General features: G+C 70.7%; 17 protein-coding genes. 14 read left to right on the forward strand and 3 right to left on the reverse strand.

Features of this window, described 5'->3' with window-relative positions; genetic code table 11:
- Positions 1 to 118: 118 nt before the first annotated feature.
- Positions 119 to 856 (reverse strand): response regulator transcription factor, encoded by a 738-nt coding sequence (locus NRF20_RS03465; protein WP_398631959.1) that lies wholly within the window; start codon positions 854 to 856, stop codon positions 119 to 121.
- A gap of 226 nt (positions 857 to 1,082) precedes the next feature.
- On the opposite strand from NRF20_RS03465, the gene NRF20_RS03470 reads away from it, so the two are divergent.
- The 14 genes from NRF20_RS03470 (at position 1,083) to NRF20_RS03535 (ending at position 16,275) form a co-directional block, all read left to right on the forward strand.
- The gene (locus tag NRF20_RS03470) at positions 1,083 to 2,390 is read left to right on the forward strand and encodes a hydrolytic protein (RefSeq protein ID WP_398632064.1); all 1,308 of its coding nucleotides are present in this window, start codon (positions 1,083 to 1,085) and stop codon (positions 2,388 to 2,390) included.
- 701 nt (positions 2,391 to 3,091) lie between these two features.
- Entirely contained in the window at positions 3,092 to 4,621 is a 1,530-nt protein-coding gene (locus NRF20_RS03475; protein ID WP_413751973.1) for a phage tail sheath family protein, read from the forward strand.
- Between the two features lie 39 nt (positions 4,622 to 4,660).
- The gene (locus NRF20_RS03480) at positions 4,661 to 5,101 is read left to right on the forward strand and encodes a phage tail protein (RefSeq protein ID WP_114242518.1); all 441 of its coding nucleotides are present in this window, start codon (positions 4,661 to 4,663) and stop codon (positions 5,099 to 5,101) included.
- Positions 5,098 to 5,586: a hypothetical protein gene (locus NRF20_RS03485; RefSeq protein ID WP_413751974.1), complete on the forward strand. Its 489-nt coding sequence runs from the start codon at positions 5,098 to 5,100 to the stop codon at positions 5,584 to 5,586. Before NRF20_RS03480 ends, NRF20_RS03485 begins: the two co-directional genes overlap by 4 nt.
- Entirely contained in the window at positions 5,583 to 5,741 is a 159-nt protein-coding gene (locus NRF20_RS03490; protein ID WP_003966147.1) for a DUF6760 family protein, read from the forward strand. The genes NRF20_RS03485 and NRF20_RS03490 overlap by 4 nt, the downstream gene beginning before the upstream one ends.
- 2,536 nt (positions 5,742 to 8,277) lie before the next feature.
- Complete coding sequence (locus NRF20_RS03495; RefSeq protein WP_398631961.1) at positions 8,278 to 8,787, forward strand: hypothetical protein; 510 nt, start codon at positions 8,278 to 8,280, stop codon at positions 8,785 to 8,787.
- Positions 8,788 to 8,846: 59 nt separating this feature from the next.
- Positions 8,847 to 9,272, forward strand: a complete 426-nt coding sequence (locus tag NRF20_RS03500; RefSeq protein ID WP_266354863.1) for a phage tail protein — start codon at positions 8,847 to 8,849, stop codon at positions 9,270 to 9,272.
- A 61-nt stretch (positions 9,273 to 9,333) separates the two neighbouring features.
- Positions 9,334 to 10,056: a LysM peptidoglycan-binding domain-containing protein gene (locus NRF20_RS03505; RefSeq protein ID WP_398631962.1), complete on the forward strand. Its 723-nt coding sequence runs from the start codon at positions 9,334 to 9,336 to the stop codon at positions 10,054 to 10,056.
- Positions 10,053 to 11,819, forward strand: a complete 1,767-nt coding sequence (locus NRF20_RS03510; RefSeq protein WP_413751975.1) for a VgrG-related protein — start codon at positions 10,053 to 10,055, stop codon at positions 11,817 to 11,819. Before NRF20_RS03505 ends, NRF20_RS03510 begins: the two co-directional genes overlap by 4 nt.
- Before the next feature lie 60 nt (positions 11,820 to 11,879).
- Positions 11,880 to 12,197, forward strand: a complete 318-nt coding sequence (locus NRF20_RS03515) for a PAAR domain-containing protein (RefSeq protein ID WP_413751976.1) — start codon at positions 11,880 to 11,882, stop codon at positions 12,195 to 12,197.
- The gene (locus NRF20_RS03520) at positions 12,194 to 12,619 is read left to right on the forward strand and encodes a GPW/gp25 family protein (protein WP_266354866.1); all 426 of its coding nucleotides are present in this window, start codon (positions 12,194 to 12,196) and stop codon (positions 12,617 to 12,619) included. The genes NRF20_RS03515 and NRF20_RS03520 overlap by 4 nt, the downstream gene beginning before the upstream one ends.
- Positions 12,619 to 14,580: a putative baseplate assembly protein gene (locus NRF20_RS03525; RefSeq protein ID WP_398631964.1), complete on the forward strand. Its 1,962-nt coding sequence runs from the start codon at positions 12,619 to 12,621 to the stop codon at positions 14,578 to 14,580. The genes NRF20_RS03520 and NRF20_RS03525 overlap by 1 nt, the downstream gene beginning before the upstream one ends.
- Positions 14,577 to 15,140, forward strand: coding sequence for a phage tail protein I (locus NRF20_RS03530; RefSeq protein WP_398631965.1), 564 nt, complete (start codon positions 14,577 to 14,579; stop codon positions 15,138 to 15,140). Before NRF20_RS03525 ends, NRF20_RS03530 begins: the two co-directional genes overlap by 4 nt.
- Positions 15,141 to 15,555: 415 nt before the next feature.
- Entirely contained in the window at positions 15,556 to 16,275 is a 720-nt protein-coding gene (locus NRF20_RS03535; RefSeq protein ID WP_398631966.1) for an NADase-type glycan-binding domain-containing protein, read from the forward strand.
- A gap of 53 nt (positions 16,276 to 16,328) precedes the next feature.
- On the opposite strand, the gene NRF20_RS03540 is transcribed toward NRF20_RS03535, so the two are convergent.
- Positions 16,329 to 16,694 carry a hypothetical protein gene (locus tag NRF20_RS03540; protein ID WP_398631967.1) on the reverse strand — a complete coding sequence of 122 codons (366 nt, stop codon included), beginning with the start codon at positions 16,692 to 16,694 and terminating at the stop codon, positions 16,329 to 16,331.
- Positions 16,695 to 16,842: 148 nt separating this feature from the next.
- Entirely contained in the window at positions 16,843 to 17,718 is an 876-nt protein-coding gene (locus NRF20_RS03545; protein WP_398631968.1) for a universal stress protein, read from the reverse strand.
- Positions 17,719 to 18,079: the final 361 nt, after the last annotated feature.

The raw sequence follows: 18,079 nt of genomic DNA on the forward strand, positions 1-18,079 counted from the left end.
GGCTGTTGCCCTTTGCGGCGCCTTCCCGGCCCTCGCCCGGCCGCTCCGGCCATGAACACCGGCGGGCTCCCGCGCGCCGACGTCCTTACGTCGTCCGCGCGGGAGCCCGTGGCGGGACTCAGATCAGACCGTGTCTCATGGCGTAGCCGACGGCGTGGGCCCGGTTGCGCAGTTCGAGCCGTGTCGCCACCTCGTGCAGCACGTTCTTGACGGTGCGTTCGGAGTACGAGGTCTTCTGTGCGATCTCCGCGGTGTCGAAGCCCTCCGACACCAGCCTGATCATCTCCGCCTCCCGGGTCGTGAGGGTGGAGAGCGAGAGTCCCCGGGGGTCGAGGACCGTGCGCTGGAGACTGCTGACATGGTCGAGGAGCTTTCCGAGCAGGTCGCCCGGCAGCACGCCTTCACCGTTCGCCATCGCCGTCACCAGGTGGACGAGACTGTCCTGGTCGGCCTCCCCGCGCCTCAGCACGGCGGCGACGCCGCACTCGATCATGGTCTGGAGCGCGCCCGATTCGAAGAAACCGACGACGAGTCCGGTGCGGGTCGCGGTGTTGCGCTGGAGACGGTGCAGAAGCTGGATGGTGGGCTCGTCCACCATGTCCACCACTACTAAGGAGACTTGGGCCCGGTCGGCCTCGGACTCCGCTATCAGTTCCATCTCGGGCCGCAGGCGCAACTGGTGGACCATACCGGTCTGCAGGATCAGGTCCTCCGCGTACACCGCTACGGAGACCCTGCTCCCGGGAGCCCCCTTGGCGCTGCCCTCGGCGCTGCCCTCGGCGGAGCGCTCCGATGTTGCGGGCCTGCGGTACTGGCCGCGTTCCGCTGCTCTGTTCGTCATGTCCGTCGTTGTCATCGTTCCGTGCCCGTCTTCCTCAGGTACTTCCGCTCGATATGTCTGTTGCCGCTCTCGACTGCACCGGCCTCCGGCACGGGGACCGGGCCCGGGGAGGGGCCGCGGGGACACAGTGCCGGTGTGCCGTCGGGGCACCACCCCTGCCCGCTTGTTGCCCTCGAGTCTCTGCTGCACAACCGCAGGGGCGGCTTAATGTCGCACCGTGACCACATCTGCCGAACTCGAAATGCCCACGGTGACGGTATCGCCCGGCGCTGAAGCGACGACGACCCTGACCGTTCGCAACGACGGCGACATCGTCGAGGCCTACACGCTCGAAGTGGTCGGCGACTGCGCCGCGTGGAGCACCGTCGAGCCGGCGCGCGTGTCCCTCTACCCGGGCACCTCCGAGGTGGTGACCGTACGGCTCGCGCCGCCCCGGTCCCACGAGGTCCGGGCCGGCGAGATACCCCTGGGTGTCCGCGTTCTGCCCACGGAGCACCCCGAGTCGGTGGTGGTCCCCGAGGCCACGGTGGTCGTCGAGCCCTTTCACGAGCTCCAGGCAGAGCTGGACCCGCGCCGACGCCGCGGCTGGCTGGGCGCCCGGTTCCGGACGTCGGTACAGAACAAGGGGAACACCGCGGTCGACGTCACCCTCACCGGCAAGCAGGCCGGGGAGGAACTCCGCCTGGTACTCACTCCGGGCCAACGGCGCCTGGAACCGGGCGAGTCCGCCGAGGTACGTCTGCGGGTCCGGGCCCGGAAACTGATCTGGTTCGGCGAGCCGGTCGCCTGGCCGTTCGAGGTCGAGGCCGCCGAAAGTACCGAGCGGGACGCCAACAGCGAGCAGCCCGACCGGTCCGAGGCGCTGCCTGGTGAGTTCGCTCAACTGCCCGTGCTGCCCAAGTGGCTGCTGATCGTCCTGGCCGCGCTGCTCGCGCTGCTGATCGCGTGGTTCACGCTGGTACGGCCCGCGGTGCGGAGCACCGCGAAACAGGCGGCGACCGAGGCCGCGGAGAAAGAGACGGCCCGCGACCAGCAGCAGGGTGCTACAACGCCGCCGGGCGGCACGGGCAATCCGGCCGGCGGTCAGGGGCAGAGCGAAGGTCAGGGGGCCGGTCCGGGAGCGTCGGCCGCGCCCGGAAGTTCCGGTACGGGAGGTTCCAGCACGGGAGCGAGCGCCGGCGCCGGGGGCACCCAGCAGAGCTCGGCGACGATCGATGTGCAGACCGGGGCCGGGGCCAAGAAGGAGGGGACGTACCGGGTTCCGGAGGGGAAGGTATTCGGCATCACGGACATCGTGGTGGCGAACTTCCAGGGCGACGAAGGAGTACTGACCATCTCCTTCGGGGAACGGAAGATCACCACCATCGCCCTGGAGACCTTTCGCAACCAGGACTATCACTGGGTCACCCCCATCCAGATTCCGGAGAACGCCACTGTCACCGCTTCCGTGACCTGTGCCAAACCCGGTACTCCGGCGACCGGAACTCAGGCTTCCGAATGCCACCAGGTACTCAACGTCAGCGGCATACTGAGCGATCTCGCACCGTAGGAACAACAAAGACAGCCCTCCCGCTTCCCGTGTGGGGAATGAGAACAGCAGAAATCCCGACCGGGGGAAACCCGGCTTGCCGGTCGTTGACAGTTTCCTTCCCCTGCGCGCATCAAAGATCTGGACCTTAAGGCTCCTCGCGCCGCCGACAGCGGGTGAGGATGATCCGGTCACAGACCCTGGGATACGAACTGGCCTGCTCAGAGCCACTCCTGTCGCCCTCGAGGCGGAAGGCCAAGGGGCCGGGCAGGGCGATCAAGAGCCCATTCCGACCGTCAGGTCCCGGCCGGATGCCCAACCGTCCACGGTGAATTCTGGCTGATTTTCGTCGACCCCGACACCGATTCCCCGACCGCTGCGGACACCGGCGAGCAGTTCCGGGAATCCCGGGGGACGGGGAGAGCCCGCACGCCGGCATTCACCGAAGCCAGGCATTCGCATTTCCGGCGAATCCCCCACCACCGGACTCACTTCCCTGCCCCGGAGTCCAGCCGGCCTTCACGCGACCGAATCGGGGAATACGTCGAGCCAAGGAATCCGACGACTGTCGCGACCGGTCCGCAAGGGGCAGCATTTCCCGTCGTGCAGGTGACTGGAAAGGCAGCGTCCTTGCCCCGTGTCCAGGACTTTGAGGCCTACTGTCCGCCACGGTCGGCGGACCAGACTGAGCGGCGAACGAATAACCACCCGAAGGAGCGAGCATGCCGTCGTACCTCACCCCCGGTGTATACGTGGAGGAGGTGCAGTCCGGAGCGCGACCCATCGAAGGAGTCGGCACCGCGGTCGCAGCCTTCGTGGGCTTCGCGGAGACCGGCCCCTTCCACCAGCCGACGCTGGTGACGAACTGGGACCAATACGTCCAGACCTTCGGCACCTTCATCGCCGATACGTACCTGACGCCCGCGGTCTACGGCTACTTCGCCAACGGCGGCGGCGCGGCCTACATCGTGCGCATCGGCGGACCCGCGCAGGGATCTGCGCAGGGATCTGCGCCCGAAGCGGCCCCGCCCGTCGCCATCGGGGGGTTCCTGGTCTCCGCACGACCCGGTACGAGTGGAGACCTCTCCGTGGAGGTCGCCGACGCCGAGGGCGAGAACCCTCCGGAGGACCGGTTCCGGCTGCTGGTGCGGCAGGCCGGCAAGGTGGTGGAGACCTACGACGTCTCCACCCGCAAGAACGTCAAGGGCTATCTGGTCACCCAGGCCCGCCAGTCCAAGCTCATCGAGGTCATCGAGCAGCCCGGCGCGGACCAGAGCCGTCCCGAGAAGCAGAGCGTTCCCCTCGCGCCTGCCGCTGCCGCCCCCGGGGCCGGCGTGGCGCGGCTCGACCCGGCCGAGTACGTCGGCGACGCCGCGGCCCGCACGGGGTTCGCGGGCCTCGAAGCGATCGACGAGATCACGATGGTCGCTGTTCCGGATCTGATGAGCGCCTACCAGCGCGGGGACATCGACGCCGAGGGCGTCAAGACAGTGCAGCTGGCAGTGATTTCGCACTGCGAGCAGATGGGCGACCGGGTCGCCGTCCTGGACACTCCACCGGGCATGAACGCCCAGCGCGTCCGCACCTGGCGCAACGACGACGCCGGATTCGACTCGCGCTACGCGACCGTGTACTACCCGTGGCTCAAGGTCTTCGACCCGGCGACCGGCCACAACTCCCTGGTGCCGCCGAGCGGACACGTCGCCGGCGTCTGGGCGCGAAGCGACGGTGAGCGCGGTGTACACAAGGCCCCCGCCAACGAGGTCATCCGCGGTGCTGTGGACCTGGAGATCCGCCTGAGCAAGGGAGAGCAGGACCTGCTCAACCCGATCGGTGTCAACTGCGTGCGCAGTTTCCCCGGGCGCGGCATCCGGATCTGGGGCGCGCGCACGCTCTCGTCCGACCCGGCCTGGCGTTACCTCAACGTACGCCGCCTCTTCAACTACCTGGAGGAGTCGATCCTCCTGGGCACCCAGTGGGTGGTGTTCGAGCCGAACGACGACCGCCTGTGGTCGAGCATCCGGCGCAACGTCACCGCCTTCCTCACCGAGGAGTGGCGCCGGGGCGCTCTCTTCGGCCGCACGGCCGAAGAGGCGTTCTACGTCAAGTGCGACCGCGACAACAATCCGCAGGAGTCGATCGACCTCGGCCAGGTCGTGTGCGAGATCGGCGTGGCGCCGGTGAAGCCCGCGGAGTTCGTCGTCTTCCGCCTCGCGCAGTTCTCCGACAGCACCAGCCTCGTCAACGAGTGACCCAGCAGGGTCCGCAAACGGAACAGGTGACACAAAGTCATGGCAGAGGGCGACGCTCTTTCCACCCACGTCTTCGGCGTGCAGCTCGGCGGCTATCTCGTCGAGTCGATCCAAGAGATCAGCGGCATGACCGTCGAGGAGGAAGTCGTCGAGGTCCGTCAAGTGACCGCCGAGGGCAAGCAGATCATCCGCAAGCAGCCCGGCGCACGCCAGGCGGGCGAGGTGACGATCACCCGCGGACTCGACAAGAGCAGCGAGTTCACCAACTGGATCAAGGAGACACTCAACAACGGAGCTGTCGACACCGCTCGCCAGAACCTGACCATCGAGATCAAGGACTCGAAGGGTGAGACGGTCCGGCGCATCCAGCTGATGCAGGGGTGGGCCAGCAAGTGGGAAGGCCCCTCGCTGAAGGCCGGCGAGTCCAGTGCCGCCACCGAGACGGTGACCATCACCTTCGAGGAGATCGTGGTCGAATGAGGCGCAGGACCGTTACGTCGGGCGGGCTCGACGAACTCCTCGACGGCCTCGCGCCCGCCCCGACCCCCGCACGCGAGGAGGCTCCCGCGTCGTCTCCGGCCCGGGACCGGGAGGAGCTGCGTACGGAGTTCGATTTCGAGCTCCCGCGCGGTTATGTCGACGACGAGGGCCAGGTGCACCGGCGCGGTTCGATGCGGCTCGCAACGGCACGCGACGAGCTGCGCCCGCAGATCGATCTGCGGGTGAAGGAGAACCCGGCGTACCTGAGCGTGGTGCTGCTGAGCCAGGTGATCACCCAGCTCGGCACCATCACCGATGTGCACGCCGGGGTCGTCGAGCGGATGTACGCCACTGATGTGGCGTTCCTCCAGGACTTCTACCGCCGGATCAACAGCGAGGGCCACACGCACGCAGCGGTGACCTGTCCGCTGTGCCACGGATCGTTCGAGGTGGACCTCTCGGGTGGGCGCCTGGGGGAATCGTGACGTACGCGCTTCCCCGACTGCGGGAGGAGATCGCGTACGTCGCCTACCACTTCCATTGGCAGCGCGAGGACATTCTCGACCTCACCCACGGCGAGCGTCAGCAGTGGGTGAGGGAGATAGCGCGGATCAACACCCGCGTCAACGAAGGCGGGTGATCGTATGGGATTCAGGGACTGGTTCCGCCGAGGGGACCAGCAGCAGCCTGACACGCCCTCCCGGCGCGGGGCCGGAGCCGGTACCGGGCGCGGTCCGGTACCGGAAGCCGACCGGAGCGACAGCCGGACCGATCAGCAGGACACCGGCTGGGACGGCGGCTGGCGGCAGGTCGCGCCGCCGACGGTGACCGTCGCCCGGTCCTCGATCGGGGTGAGCGACGGACTGCGTTTCAGGTCCGGCCTCGCCTCGTGGCAGAACCTCGCGTTCGGGGGCGAACTCGGCCATGCCGTACTGCCGTCCGCACCGGTGGGCCTCATCCATGGCGTCGCCCGTCCGGGCCGCGCGCGTTCCGCGTCTCCCAACGGACCGCTGCTCCTGCGTGCCGCCCGGACCGGTGCGGACGGGGAGGCGGAGCCTGCGGCGGACCTGACACCTCTCACGGTGGGCAACGCGACCGGCGGGAAGCCGGTCCCTGCAACCGTCCAGCGGTCGAGCGGCACGACGCCCCCGGGCTCTTCCGGGCGCGGGGCACCGGCGCGGCAGGCTCGCGGGGGCGGCGCAACCCCCCAAGAAGCCACGGCCGGCGCGGCCCCGGCGAAGGGCACGGCGTCAGTCGCGGCTCCGGGACCGGCTTCGGGCCCGGCCGCCGCGCCGGCGCCGCAACATCCCGCGAACACCGGACCGGCACCGGCTTCGCCGCGGCGGGCCCGGCCCGCCGCCGTACGTCCGCGGCGGACCGCCCCGCCCCTGATCGTTGCCCGGCGTCCGGCGATGGTCCTGCGGCGCATCACCGGGATCCCGCCGGCCACAGCCTCCGCACCGGCCGCTTCCGCCGCCAACACCGGCGCGCAGCAGGGCGTGACGCAACAACCGACCGCGCCCGCCCGGCCGGGCCACTCCGACCGGGCGGTTATCGCTGCCCCTCCGAGCGCCGCACCGCCACCGGGCAGCACCGCGGACCGTCCCGCCGCCGCGACGGTGCGCCCCGCCCTCGGCAAGCCCCTGCAGCAACTGCCCACCGGGGCCGTATCCTCCGGCCCGGCAGAGCAGGGCGGGGTCGTACCCTCCGGCCCGGCAGGGCACCAGACAGCGGACATGCCCGTGCTTCAACGGCAGGCACCGAACGCGGCAACCCCTGCGGCGACCACGCCTTCGCACGAGGCGCCGAAGCCGTCGGTGCGTCAGCAGCCTTCCCCGGAGGCTCGGACCCCCAAGCAGTCCCGGACGCCCCGGCTTCCCCTGCCGATACAGTCAGCACCGGCACCGGCACCGGCTGCTGCTCATGCACCGGCTCCGGCTCCGGCTCCGGCTCCGGCTCCGGAACAGTCATCGGTATCCGGGCCGGAGCGGACGCAACACCCCAGCGTGCACGAGCCGTCGAAGCCTTCGGGCCCCCCTCGGTCCCTGCAGTCGCCACAGGCCCAGGGGTCCGGCTCACAAGCTCGTGCCCGTGGCGGGATCGGCACCCCCCTCCCCTCGCTTCCGTCGACAGCCAGGCTCCAGAACGACGCTCCGCTGCTCGGTGACCACCGTCGGGCACAGCCGGGAACCACGGGCCCGCGGCAGGGCACGACGTCGGCGGGGGATCCTGCGGCGCCCCCGCCCTCCGCAGCAGCCGAGCCAACACCGATGCCGACGTCGATGCCCCCGAACGCGCCTTCCGAGATGCCGGTGCGCTCGTCCCCCGTGCCTGCTCCGCCCGCTGCGTCCTCACCGGAACCTGCGGTTGTCCAACGCGTGGTGGACACCACGCGTACACCTGCGAGCACGCCCGTCACCGTCCCTTCCCCTTCTGCTCCCACTACGCCCGTACGTGTCCGAAGGATCGCCCCTGAGCGGGAGGAGGGACGGGCATCCGGGCTTGCCGCCGGCACGGGGGGGCCGTCGCCCGCCGTCCCGCGGTCGCGGACCCTGCTCGCCGGCAGGGCTCTGAAGGTGAGCACCGGCTCCGGTGAGGGCTTTTCGGCGCCGCCGCCGACGGCAGGCAGCACCGACCGGCCGGTCGTGGCAGCCACCTGGCGTCGTGATGTACAGCAGCCGGGGTCCGATGTGCCGCAGCCGGGGCGCGGGAGTTCGCGGACAGGGGAGCATCGGACGCCATCGGGTGCGGCACCCCGGCAGACAGCTCCGCACACGCGCACCCGCCCCGCCGAGCCCGCGTCGCCGCCCCGTACCCGTGCGACGGGCCCGGGACCGACGCCCGGCGGCACCATCCAGCGATCCGTGCCCGGGAACCCGTCGCCCGGCACCGCTCGTAGCGGGACGCCCTCGGGCCTGACGCCCGCCGGTGATCCCGGTCGCGTTCCGGGGGCCGGGGCTGACCGGACGGGTCGCGGACCGGCGGTCGGCGGCTCCCTCCTGCGGCTCGTGCAGCGCTCGGTACGCGGCGGTGCGACAACGCCGCCGTCCCGGCCCGACGCCCGCCCTCCGGAGCAGGAGCCCGCACAGTCACGCTCCGCCCACCGCCCCGGACCGCCGTCCACGGCGCCACGACCCGCACCAACCACCCCGTCCGCAGCCCCGTCCGTGGCCTCCGTGCCGTCCGCCGCTCAGCCGGTTCCGGTCGTGCGCCCGCATCCGCCCGCACCGGACCGGCCAGGAGCAGCCGCCGCACCCGTACAGCGGATGGTGATGCCGGTGGTGGCCGACTCCGCCGGTCCCACCGCCACCGGACCGGCGGCCGGAGACGGTGCTCCGCTCACCGGACCACCGAGCCTTTCGGTACGGGTTCCGCAACGCGCACCCACACCGGCCGCCGGAGCCGGCAGCTCCGGGACCACGGCTCAGGCGCTTCAGCGCGCGGCGACCGACGCCGGAATCACCGGTGTTCCGGTGAGGGCGGCCCCGGTGAAGCCCGCCGAGCCGTCGGGAGGGACCGGATCAGCCGGCCCGGCCATCGTGGACGCCCCGGCCACGAGCCGGATCACCGGGGCGGACATCGAGGAACTGGCCCGTCGTCTGCTCGATCCGGTGAGCCGGCTGATCCGCGCGGACATGCGCAGAGGGCGGGAGCGTGCCGGACGGTTGTACGACGGCCGCCGCTGACGGCGGCCCCGCCTGGTACGGCACGGCACTTGGGAAACAGCAGAGAAAAAGAGAAGCACATGACGGACAACATCTTCGCGACGAGCGTGTTCTTCAAACTCGTGATCGGAGGTAGTGACCTGGGAGCCTTCCACACCTGCTCAGGTCTGGGTGCCGAGGTGGAGATGGAGAGTTACGCCGAGGGCGGCAACAACGGATTCACCTGGCAACTGCCGGGTCGGATCACTTGGACCAACATCACGCTGACCCGCCCGGTCACCGCCGACACGCTCAAGATCGCGCGGTGGCTGAACGAGACGATCCAGCGGGTCGAGCCCAAGGACGGCGAGATCGTCGCGCTCCGTCCGGACCTCAGCCGCATCATCAGCTGGCAGGTGCAAGGCATCGTGCCGGTGCGCTGGCAGGGACCGTCCTTCGACCCCGCCAGCTCCCAGGCGGCGATCGAGACGCTGGAGATCGCGCACGAGGGGCTGGAGCCATCCTGATGGTCCGTCAATTTCCTTAGCAGGTACCGAGTAGAAGAAATGATCGGGAAGGAGGAACGCAATGTCACCCGCTGTCCGTACGAGCCGTGCTCGCGCCCAGCTGACCATCATGGAACCGCCGTCGACCGTCGGTGCCAAACCGGGCGGGAGCCTCGCCCGGCTCACGTTGCAGTTCAACCCCGCGAAGCTGTCGCTGAGCAAGAGCACCGAGTGGCGGCGCACTCCGTCCCGGATGGCCGGGCAGTCCGCGCTGCCCGAATTCGTGGGCAGCGGGCCCCGGGCGTTGTCCCTGGAGGTCTTCCTGGACGCCACGGCCACCCATGACAACTCGGTGGAGAAGGCGGTGGAGCAGCTGATGATGGCGTGTGTGCCCACCCCGAGCAGCCTGGCCCGCAAGACGCCCGCCAGCCCCTGGGTCCGCTTCGACTGGGGCACGTCGAAGACGACCTCGTTCGACGGCGTGCTGTCCAACCTCTCCGTCTCGTACACGCTGTTCGACGTCGACGGGAAGCCGCTGCGTGCCACCTGCTCCCTGTCGATCGAGGAGGCGAGCGTCGATCCGGCCGGCCAGAACCCCACGTCGGGCTCGCGGGAGGCGCGTCGTACCCATCGGGTCGTCGCCGGTGACAGCCTGCCGTTGCTCGCCTGGCGGGAGTACGGCGATGCCACCGCGTGGCGCACGATCGCGGATGCCAACGACATCGACGACCCGATGCAGTTGCTCCCCGGCCGGGAGCTGGTCGTGCCCGGACTGGAAGATCACGCTCCGGAGGGCGGCCGGTGACCGCCCCCGGCCGCTCCTTCGCCGCGGATCCGATCGTCGAGGCCCCTGGTGAACTGCCACCGGCCTGGGCGGCCCAGCTGGTGAGCTGCGTGGTCGACGAGAACGTCGGCCTGCCGGACACCGCCGTGCTGACGTACCGGGACCCCGATCACAAGCTGCTCACCGCCACCGGTCTCACCATCGGCACCCCGCTGAAGATATCCGTGGTCACCGTGCAGGAGCGGGTGCGCGAGCGGCTGTTCACCGGTGAGGTCACGGCGGTCGAACTGGACAGCGACACCACCGGTTCGTTCACGGTCGTGCGGGCCTTCTCCAAGGCTCACCGGCTCCAGCGCGGACGGAAGGTGGTGGCCTACCGCAACATGAGGACCGCGGACATCGTCCGCAAGGTCGCCGCGGGCGCCGGGCTGGCCTGCGGAAGGATCGAGGCCGCGCCCATCACGTACAAGCAGCTGACCCAGCCCAATGTCTCGGACTGGGAATTCCTCCAGTACCTCGCGGGCGAGAGCGGCGCGCACGTGCGGGTGGACGACAAGGGCCTGTTGCAGTTCGTGAAGCCGAAGCCCGCCGCGTCGGCACCCTCGCCCGCCACTTCCGCCACCCGGCACCCGATGGTCCTGGAGTACGGGCGCAACCTGCTGGCCCTGCGGGCCGTACTGACCGCTGCCGACGGGGCGGACAGCGTGGAGGTGCGCGGCTGGAACGTCGACACCAAGACACGGCTGGTGGCCCGCGAGCAGTCCATCCGAAGCAACACGGTGTCTCCCGGGATGAGCCCGTCGTCGGCGGCCGGGGCATTCGGCCCGAAGGCCCGGATGACGGTGACCGACACCCCGTACCGGACCCAGGCCGAGACCAGGGCCGTGGCCGGTTCGGTGGCCGCTTCGGTGAGCTCCGGGTTCGGCGAGATCGAGGCGGTCGCCGAGGGCAATCCCCGGCTGCGGGCAGGCGAGCCGGTCACCCTCGGCAACGTCGGGCCCGCGTTCGCCGGGCGCTACACGGCGACCGCCGCGCACCACGTCCTCGAACCGAACGGCGGATACCGCACGACCGTGGTGGTGAGCGCGGCACCCGACCGCTCGCTGGCGGGACTGACCAGTGGCTCGAACGCACCCTCGCGCGGCCCGCGCATCCCGGGGCTCGCGATCGGCGTGGTCACCGACATCCGTGAGGGCAAGGCCCAACGGGGCTGGGTCCGGCTGAAGTTCCCCTGGCTCGACGACACCTATGTGACCGACTGGGTCCGTACGGTGCAGTGGGGCGGCCAGGGCGGCGGCGGGGTGTTCAGTCCTGAGGTCAACGACGAGGTGCTGGTCGGGTTCGAGCAGGGGCTGCTGGACAGCCCCTATGTCCTGGGCGGCCTCTACAACGGGGTCGACAAGCCGTCGCCCCACGACGTTCCGCTGGTCGACCCGACCAGCGGCAAGGTCAACCGCCGTTCGCTGGTCTCCCGTTCCGGGAACCGGCTCGAACTGCTGGACACCCCACGCGGACCGTCCGGTGTCCGGCTGGCCACCGGCAACAAGCGGCTCGAAGTCACGCTGGACGAGCAGCGGGGCGAGATCGCGCTGACGGTGTTCGCCCCCGGCGGCACCCGGGCGCTGAGCTCCGTGACCGTCTCCGCATCCGGTATCACGCTCGACGCCGGTACGGGTGACGTGAATGTGAAGGGACGCTCGGTGACCGTCAACGGCAAGACGGGGGTCACCGTGGACGGCGGACTCCTCGCCGTCCTCAAGGCCAAGCTCATCCGCATCAACTGACGCCCCCATGCCGTCCGACAGCAGCAGATGTCCCCATTCACAGCAAGGAGAACAGCGACCATGCCCCCCGCAGCCCGCACGGGCGACAGCACCGCCCACGGCGGCCTCATCGGCACCTCGCCCCCGGGTGCGGTGGCCGTCGCCACCGTGCTGATCGGCGGTCGGCCCGCGGCCGTCACCGGGAGCCTGCACGTGTGCGTCGTCCCCCCGCACGCCGCGCTCGGGCCGGGGAATGTGATCATGCCCAACCCGGCTGCCGCGGTCACCGGTCAGGTCCTGATCGGCGGGCTGCCCGCCGCCCGGATGCGGGACAACACCACCTGCGGCGCGCCCATCATCAGCGGTGCGCTGAACGTACTGATCGGGGGCCCGATGTGAGCGGCGGTGGGTTCATCGGACGCGGCTGGGGCTTCCCGCTGCGGGTCGGCGCCACGGGCGGCATCGGCATGGTCGAGCGGGACCGGGAGATCGAGGAGGCGATCGGGCTGGTGCTCGGCACGGCGCCGGGCGAGCGGCCGATGCGCCCGGAGTTCGGCTGCGGCATCCACGACTACGTCTTCGCACCCGGTGACGGCGCCACCGCCGGGCGCATCGCGCACGAGGTCCGCACGTCGCTGGAGCGGTGGGAGCCGCGCATCGAAGTGACCGACGTGGTGATCGCGTTCGACGCCATCGAGGAGGGCACCTTGTACATCGACGTGCACTACACCGTGCGGGCCACGAACGACCTGCGCAACCTCGTCTTCCCCTTCTACACCATCCCGTCCTCCGAGGGTTCCGAAGAAGCGGGAGTGCGCTGATGGCCCTGCCCTCACCCAACCTGGACGACCGGCGCTTCCAGCAGCTCGTCGACGAGGCCAAGCGGTACGTACAGCAGCGCTCCCCCGAGTGGACCGACCACAATGTGTCGGACCCCGGGGTCACGCTCATCGAGACGTTCGCGTACATGGTCGACCAACTGCTGTACCGGCTGAACCGGGTGCCGGACAAGAACTACTCGGCCTTCCTCGATCTGCTGGGCGTCACGTTGTTCCCGCCGTCGGTGGCACGGGCGGAGGTCGACTTCTGGCTGTCCGCGCCGCAGCCGGAGACCGTGCGGCTCCCGGCGGGTACGGAGGTCGCCACCTCACGCGGCGATGCCGAGGAGGCAGTGGTGTTCTCGACCTCCGACGACCTTCCGATCGTGCCGAGTTCGCTGGTCCGGCTGGTCACCGCGCCGGTGTCGGGCGAACAGACCGACCGCACCGCACCGCTCGGCGCGGGCAAGGACATCCCGTGCTTCCAGCCCCAGCCGCAGCCCGGTGACGCCCTGCTGTTCGGGCTGCCCACCGCCGTCCCACGGTGCATCGTCGCCGTACGTCTGGACAGCCGCGTGGAGGGCGTGGGCGTCGACCCGCGGCAGCCGCCGCTGGTGTGGGAGGCGTGGGACGGTGCCCGCTGGGTCATGTGCCAGACCGGCACCGACAGCACCGGCGGGCTGAACAGGCCCGGCGAGGTGATCGTGTTCGTCCCCGCCGGGCACACGGCGTCGGTGACCGCGGGAACCCTTGCAGGATGGCTGCGCTGCCGGGTCACCGCGCCGGAACCCGGCCAGCCGTTCTACTCCGAGTCGCCGACGATCCGGGAGGCCGAGGTGTTCACCGTCGGCGGCACCACGGGCGTCGAACACGCGGAGACCGTCCTCGACGTCCCGCTCGGCATCTCCGAAGGCGTCGCCGGGCAGAGATTCTCCGTGAGCAGGGCGCCGCTGCTTCTGGACGGGGAGCCGCCGGTCGTCCAGGTTTCCTCCCCTGAGGGCTGGCAGATCTGGACCGCCGTGGAGCACTTCGGCGCTTCCTCCCCGGACGACCGGCATGTCCGGATCGACGCCGTCTCCGGCGAGTTCGCGTTCCCGCCGGAGGTACGCGAGCCGGACGGGACGATGCGCGCCTACGGTGCGGTGCCCGAGAAGGGCGCACAGTTGCGGGTCCCCCGCTACCTGACGGGCGGCGGGGCGGCCGGGAACGTCGCCCGGGGCGCCATCTGCGTGCTGCGCAGCTCGGTGCCGTACGTGGCGGGCGTGGAGAACCGCGAGGCGGCCCGGGGCGGGGTCGACGGCGAGACCGTGGAGAACGCGAAGGTCCGGGCACCCAACGTCCTTCGGGTGCAGGAGCGGGCGGTCACGGCCGAGGACTACGAGGTCATCGCCCGCGAGGCCTCGCCTTCCCTGCGCAGAGTCCGATGCCTGCCCGCCGTTGCGGGCGAGGGCGGTGCGGTACGGGTCCTGGTGGTGCCCGACGCGGTCGCCGACGAGGGTGGGCAGCTGCGGTTCGAGCAGCTGATCCCGTCGGACTCCGTGCTCTCGGCGGTCGCGGCGCGGCTCGACGAACGGCGGCTGGTCGGCACCCGACTGATGGTGGAACCGCCCGCGTACCAGGGCGTCACCGTGGTCGCCAGCCTGGTGGCGGCCGGTGGTGACGTGGACCGGGTCCGCGCGGAGGCGCTCACGGCACTGTTCCGCCACATCGACCCACTGCGGGGCGGGGCGGAGGGGACCGGGTGGCCGTTCGGCAGACCGGTGCAGTACGGCGAGGTCTTTGCCGTACTGCAGGGCGTGCGGGGGGTGGGCCTGGTGGAGGAGGTTCGCCTGTTCCCCGCGGACCCGATCACCGGCCGGCGCGGAGCTGCGGTCGAGCGGATCGACATCGCCCCGGGCGCCCTGATCTTCTCGCACCAGCATCAGGTCGTGGTCACCGCGAGCGGGGCCGGTGACGGCTCATGACCAGGGCTGCGGTACCCGGACTCGCCAGCCGCTATCCGATCGGCGAGCTGCTGCCCGCTCTGTACGCGGACGACGACCTGGCGCAGCGGTTCACGGCGGGCCTCGACACCGTCCTCGCGCCCGTCCTGTCCACCCTGGACAACCTCCCGGCCTACTTCGACCCGTCGCTGGCCCCGGCCGACTTCCTGCCCTGGCTGTCGACCTGGGTGGGCGCCGACATCGATCCGGCATGGCCCGAAGAGCTGCGGCGGGCCGTCGTCGCCCGCGCCGTCGAGCTGCATCGGTGGCGCGGCACCCGCCGCGGCCTGATCGAACACCTCCGGCTCTGCTTCGGCGTGCATGCCGACATCCAGGACGGCGGCGGCGTCGCGTGGTCGTCCGAGCCGGGCGCGGAGCTGCCTCCGGCTCCGACCGGAGAACTGCTGGTGCGGGTCTGGGCGGTGAGCGGGGGGCCGGTGGACGCGAGCCGCGTCCTGGACGTCGTCGCCGCCTCGTGCCCCGTACACCTCACATGCCGGGTGGAGATCCTGCCGGGCCCACCAGACGAGACAGGAGGCTGACGCGATGCGCTCGTGTCCGGCGTGCGGTACTGCCAACGGCGAGGACGACGACTTCTGCGGGAACTGCGGTTCCTATCTGGGCTGGTCCTCCCGGGCGTCGCGGAATCCCCCCGGCGCCACGGAACCTGTCGGCCCCTCAGAACCGGTCAGCCCCGCAGCCGGTACCGCGCCGGAGACCACGGGTCCTGAGGCCGGGGCCCCGCCCTCCCCGCTCCCCGAGCCACCGGTGGAACCGACGCGGTCCCGCACACCGGAACCTGCCGAGCCGCCCCCGGCGGAGCCCGCACCGGCCCCGAAGCCGCCCCCGCGACCGGCGCAGCCCGCCCCCGTACGGCCGGAACCACCGGCACCGGACGCGCCCGTGGTCGCGGTGCAGCCGGCCAAGCCCATCGCCCGGCGGCCCGTAGTGAGGCCCGTGGCAGCGGACGAGAAGCCGGACGGGCCACCGTGCCCGGCCTGCGGCACCCCGAACCTGCCGGGACGCCAGTTCTGCCGGCGCTGCGCCGCACCCTTGCACACCCGGGAACAGCCGGCGCCGCTGCCGTGGTGGCGCACGGTGTGGCCGTTCCGCCGCCGGGTGCGGGGCGGATCGGGCCGGGCGCTACGACGGACCCTGCTGGTGCTGGTGGTCGTGGGACTGCTGTTTGCGGGCTTCCTGTTCCTGCCGGCCGGGCGCTATCTCTTCGAGGACGTGCGGGACAAGCTCGGCGGAACGGCGGAGATCAGCCCGGCCGAGGTCACCGCGAGCGCCCAGGCTCCCGGCCATCCGGCGACCGCGGCTGTCGACGGACTGACCAACAAGTACTGGGGGGCACCCGAGCTCGGCTCCTCACTGACATGCGCCTTCGACAAGCCGTTCCGGCTGGTCGGTGTCGTGGTGCACACCGGTGTGTCGAAGGAGCCCCAGGAGTTCCGGCAGGGGGCCAGGCCCACCCGTGCCGATCTGATCGTCACCACGGCGGACGGCGAGGTCCGCGAGAAGGCGGTGACATTCACCGACAAGCCGGGCCCGCAGGCGGTGCGGACCGGCATCAGCGATGTCGTCTCCGTCCGGCTCGTGCTGCGGGCCGCGTCCGGCCAGGGCGAGGGACGGCCCATCGCAGTCGGGGAGGTCGAGTTCTTCAAGCGCACCTGAGGCCGGGCGCCGCCCGGGACGGGAGTGGACCGGGCTGCGCCGCTCCCGTCCGCTCAGCCTTCCCGGATGATGGACAGGATCGCGCCGATCAATCCATTGGTCGCGACCTGCGTACTGTGCCGGGTCCCGCCCGAGCCGGAATCGGCGCCGTACGTCTTGAAGAAGAGCGGGTCGCCGTCGGAGCCGGTGCTGTTGCCCTCGTTCGCGTCGCGGCGGACGTAGTTCTCCATGGTCACGTAGTCGCTCCCGCTGGTGGCGACGGCACTGCCGTAGTGGTACTCGAACGTGCTCGTCCTGTCGCGCGCCGTCTCCCGCGCGGCGTCTCCGTAACCGACCGTCACCAGGGCAGCCTCCGGGGCCAGCGGCGGCAGGAACTCGTCGAGGTGCCGGCTTGCGCAGTCGTCGACGAGGTCGAGCACCCGGGCGAGACAGTTCTCCCGGGCATTGATGCCCTGGGCGGATGCCTGTTGGCGCGGTCGTCGACGGACAACTCGATCGAGGTGTGGGTCTCGCGTACGGGCTCGCCGGCCTGATGTACCGACATGATCGGCTGCCGTGGTGCTCACCTCAGTCGTGAGGGACGACGGCGACAGGGCAGCGCGCGTGATGAATGGCGGCCTGGGCCACGGGGCCCAGGTGTGGTGCCAGGGCGGGGCGGTGCTTGCGTCGGCCGACCACCAGCAGCCCGGCGCCACGGGCGGCCCGTACGACAGCCTTGGCGGGGCTTTCGAGAGCGATGCTGTCGCCCACCTCCACGAGCGGGAACTTGTCACGCCAGGGGCGGAGGATCTGGTCGAGATGCTTCTGCGCGTCCCGAGTGATCTCTTCCGTCACGTCGTGATCCACGCCCCAGGGCGCGTAAGCGACCAGCGGCAGGCTTTGGCCATGGACGGCTCGAAGAGGCACGCCTCGCGCTGCGGCGGTGCCGAAGGCGAATTCGAGCAGGTCGTCGCAGGGGCCGTGCAGTTTCAGTGCCACCACCACGCCGCCTTCCACAACTGGAGCGGGTTGCGGCCCTTGTTCGCTCGTTTCGGCGCGTACCAGGACCACCGGCCCGTCGGCCCGTGCGACGACGGGCATGCTGATGTCTCCGAGAAAATAGCTCTCGACGGACACCAGCCCGCGCGAACCGAGCACGATCATCTCGGACTCCGGCGCCGCTCGTAGCAGAGCGTGCTGGGCGTCGTCGGCCACCAGGTTGCCGACAATGGAAAGGCCCGGGTGGCGGGCCTGGAGCTCCGCCCGCGCCTTGTGCACGATCCGCCTCGCCCAGTAGTTCTGATCCATCTCCGCAGGAACGCGGGTCGGTTCCGGAACCAGCAGAGGCCATGCGTGCAGCAGACGCAGCGTGAGCTTGCGCCGCTCGGCTTCGTCGGCGGCCCAACGGGCAGCGGCAAGGCTCTCGGGTGAGCCGTCGAGGCCCACGGTGACGACTGGCTCCATGGCGACTGCCTCCGTCTCGTAAGTCTCGTAAGTCCCAGGGTGGAATAACGGTGAACAAGTCCGCCTGTCCGGCCTTCTGCCATCCTTGTGCGCTTGTCTGGGCCCGGACGGACGAGGGGGAAAGGCAATCGATGGTGTCAACATCCGCGCCGACGCGCCGAGCACGGCTTCTCCTCATTCGAGAAGTACCGCAAATCTCCTGGTGTCGCATGCGGACCCTGATGTGGCAGGACTCGTAGCGGCACAAAGTCCGCGCAAGGAGGCAGAGCGGTGGTCATTCCCCTGGTGATGGGGCATCGACGGGTTGCGGGGCGCTCCCTGAAAGGGTGGAACGGGCTGCCGGCAAGGCAACCCGGCACGA

The organism is Streptomyces sp. R-74717 (genome assembly GCF_047305335.1).
GTDB classification, from domain to species: Bacteria; Actinomycetota; Actinomycetes; order Streptomycetales; family Streptomycetaceae; genus Streptomyces; species Streptomyces atratus.

Excerpts from the sequence above, each read along its gene's own strand:
- NRF20_RS03485 (WP_413751974.1), top strand. The coding sequence starts at position 5,098 with ATGAGGCGCAGGACCGTTACGTCGGGCGGGCTCGACGAACTCCTCGAC.
- NRF20_RS03465 (WP_398631959.1), bottom strand. The coding sequence starts at position 856 with ATGACAACGACGGACATGACGAACAGAGCAGCGGAACGCGGCCAGTAC.
- NRF20_RS03505 (WP_398631962.1), top strand. The coding sequence starts at position 9,334 with ATGTCACCCGCTGTCCGTACGAGCCGTGCTCGCGCCCAGCTGACCATC.
- NRF20_RS03525 (WP_398631964.1), top strand. The coding sequence starts at position 12,619 with ATGGCCCTGCCCTCACCCAACCTGGACGACCGGCGCTTCCAGCAGCTC.
- NRF20_RS03475 (WP_413751973.1), top strand. The coding sequence starts at position 3,092 with ATGCCGTCGTACCTCACCCCCGGTGTATACGTGGAGGAGGTGCAGTCC.
- NRF20_RS03480 (WP_114242518.1), top strand. The coding sequence starts at position 4,661 with ATGGCAGAGGGCGACGCTCTTTCCACCCACGTCTTCGGCGTGCAGCTC.
- NRF20_RS03530 (WP_398631965.1), top strand. The coding sequence starts at position 14,577 with ATGACCAGGGCTGCGGTACCCGGACTCGCCAGCCGCTATCCGATCGGC.
- NRF20_RS03545 (WP_398631968.1), bottom strand. The coding sequence starts at position 17,718 with ATGGAGCCAGTCGTCACCGTGGGCCTCGACGGCTCACCCGAGAGCCTT.
- NRF20_RS03500 (WP_266354863.1), top strand. The coding sequence starts at position 8,847 with ATGACGGACAACATCTTCGCGACGAGCGTGTTCTTCAAACTCGTGATC.
- NRF20_RS03470 (WP_398632064.1), top strand. The coding sequence starts at position 1,083 with ATGCCCACGGTGACGGTATCGCCCGGCGCTGAAGCGACGACGACCCTG.
- NRF20_RS03515 (WP_413751976.1), top strand. The coding sequence starts at position 11,880 with ATGCCCCCCGCAGCCCGCACGGGCGACAGCACCGCCCACGGCGGCCTC.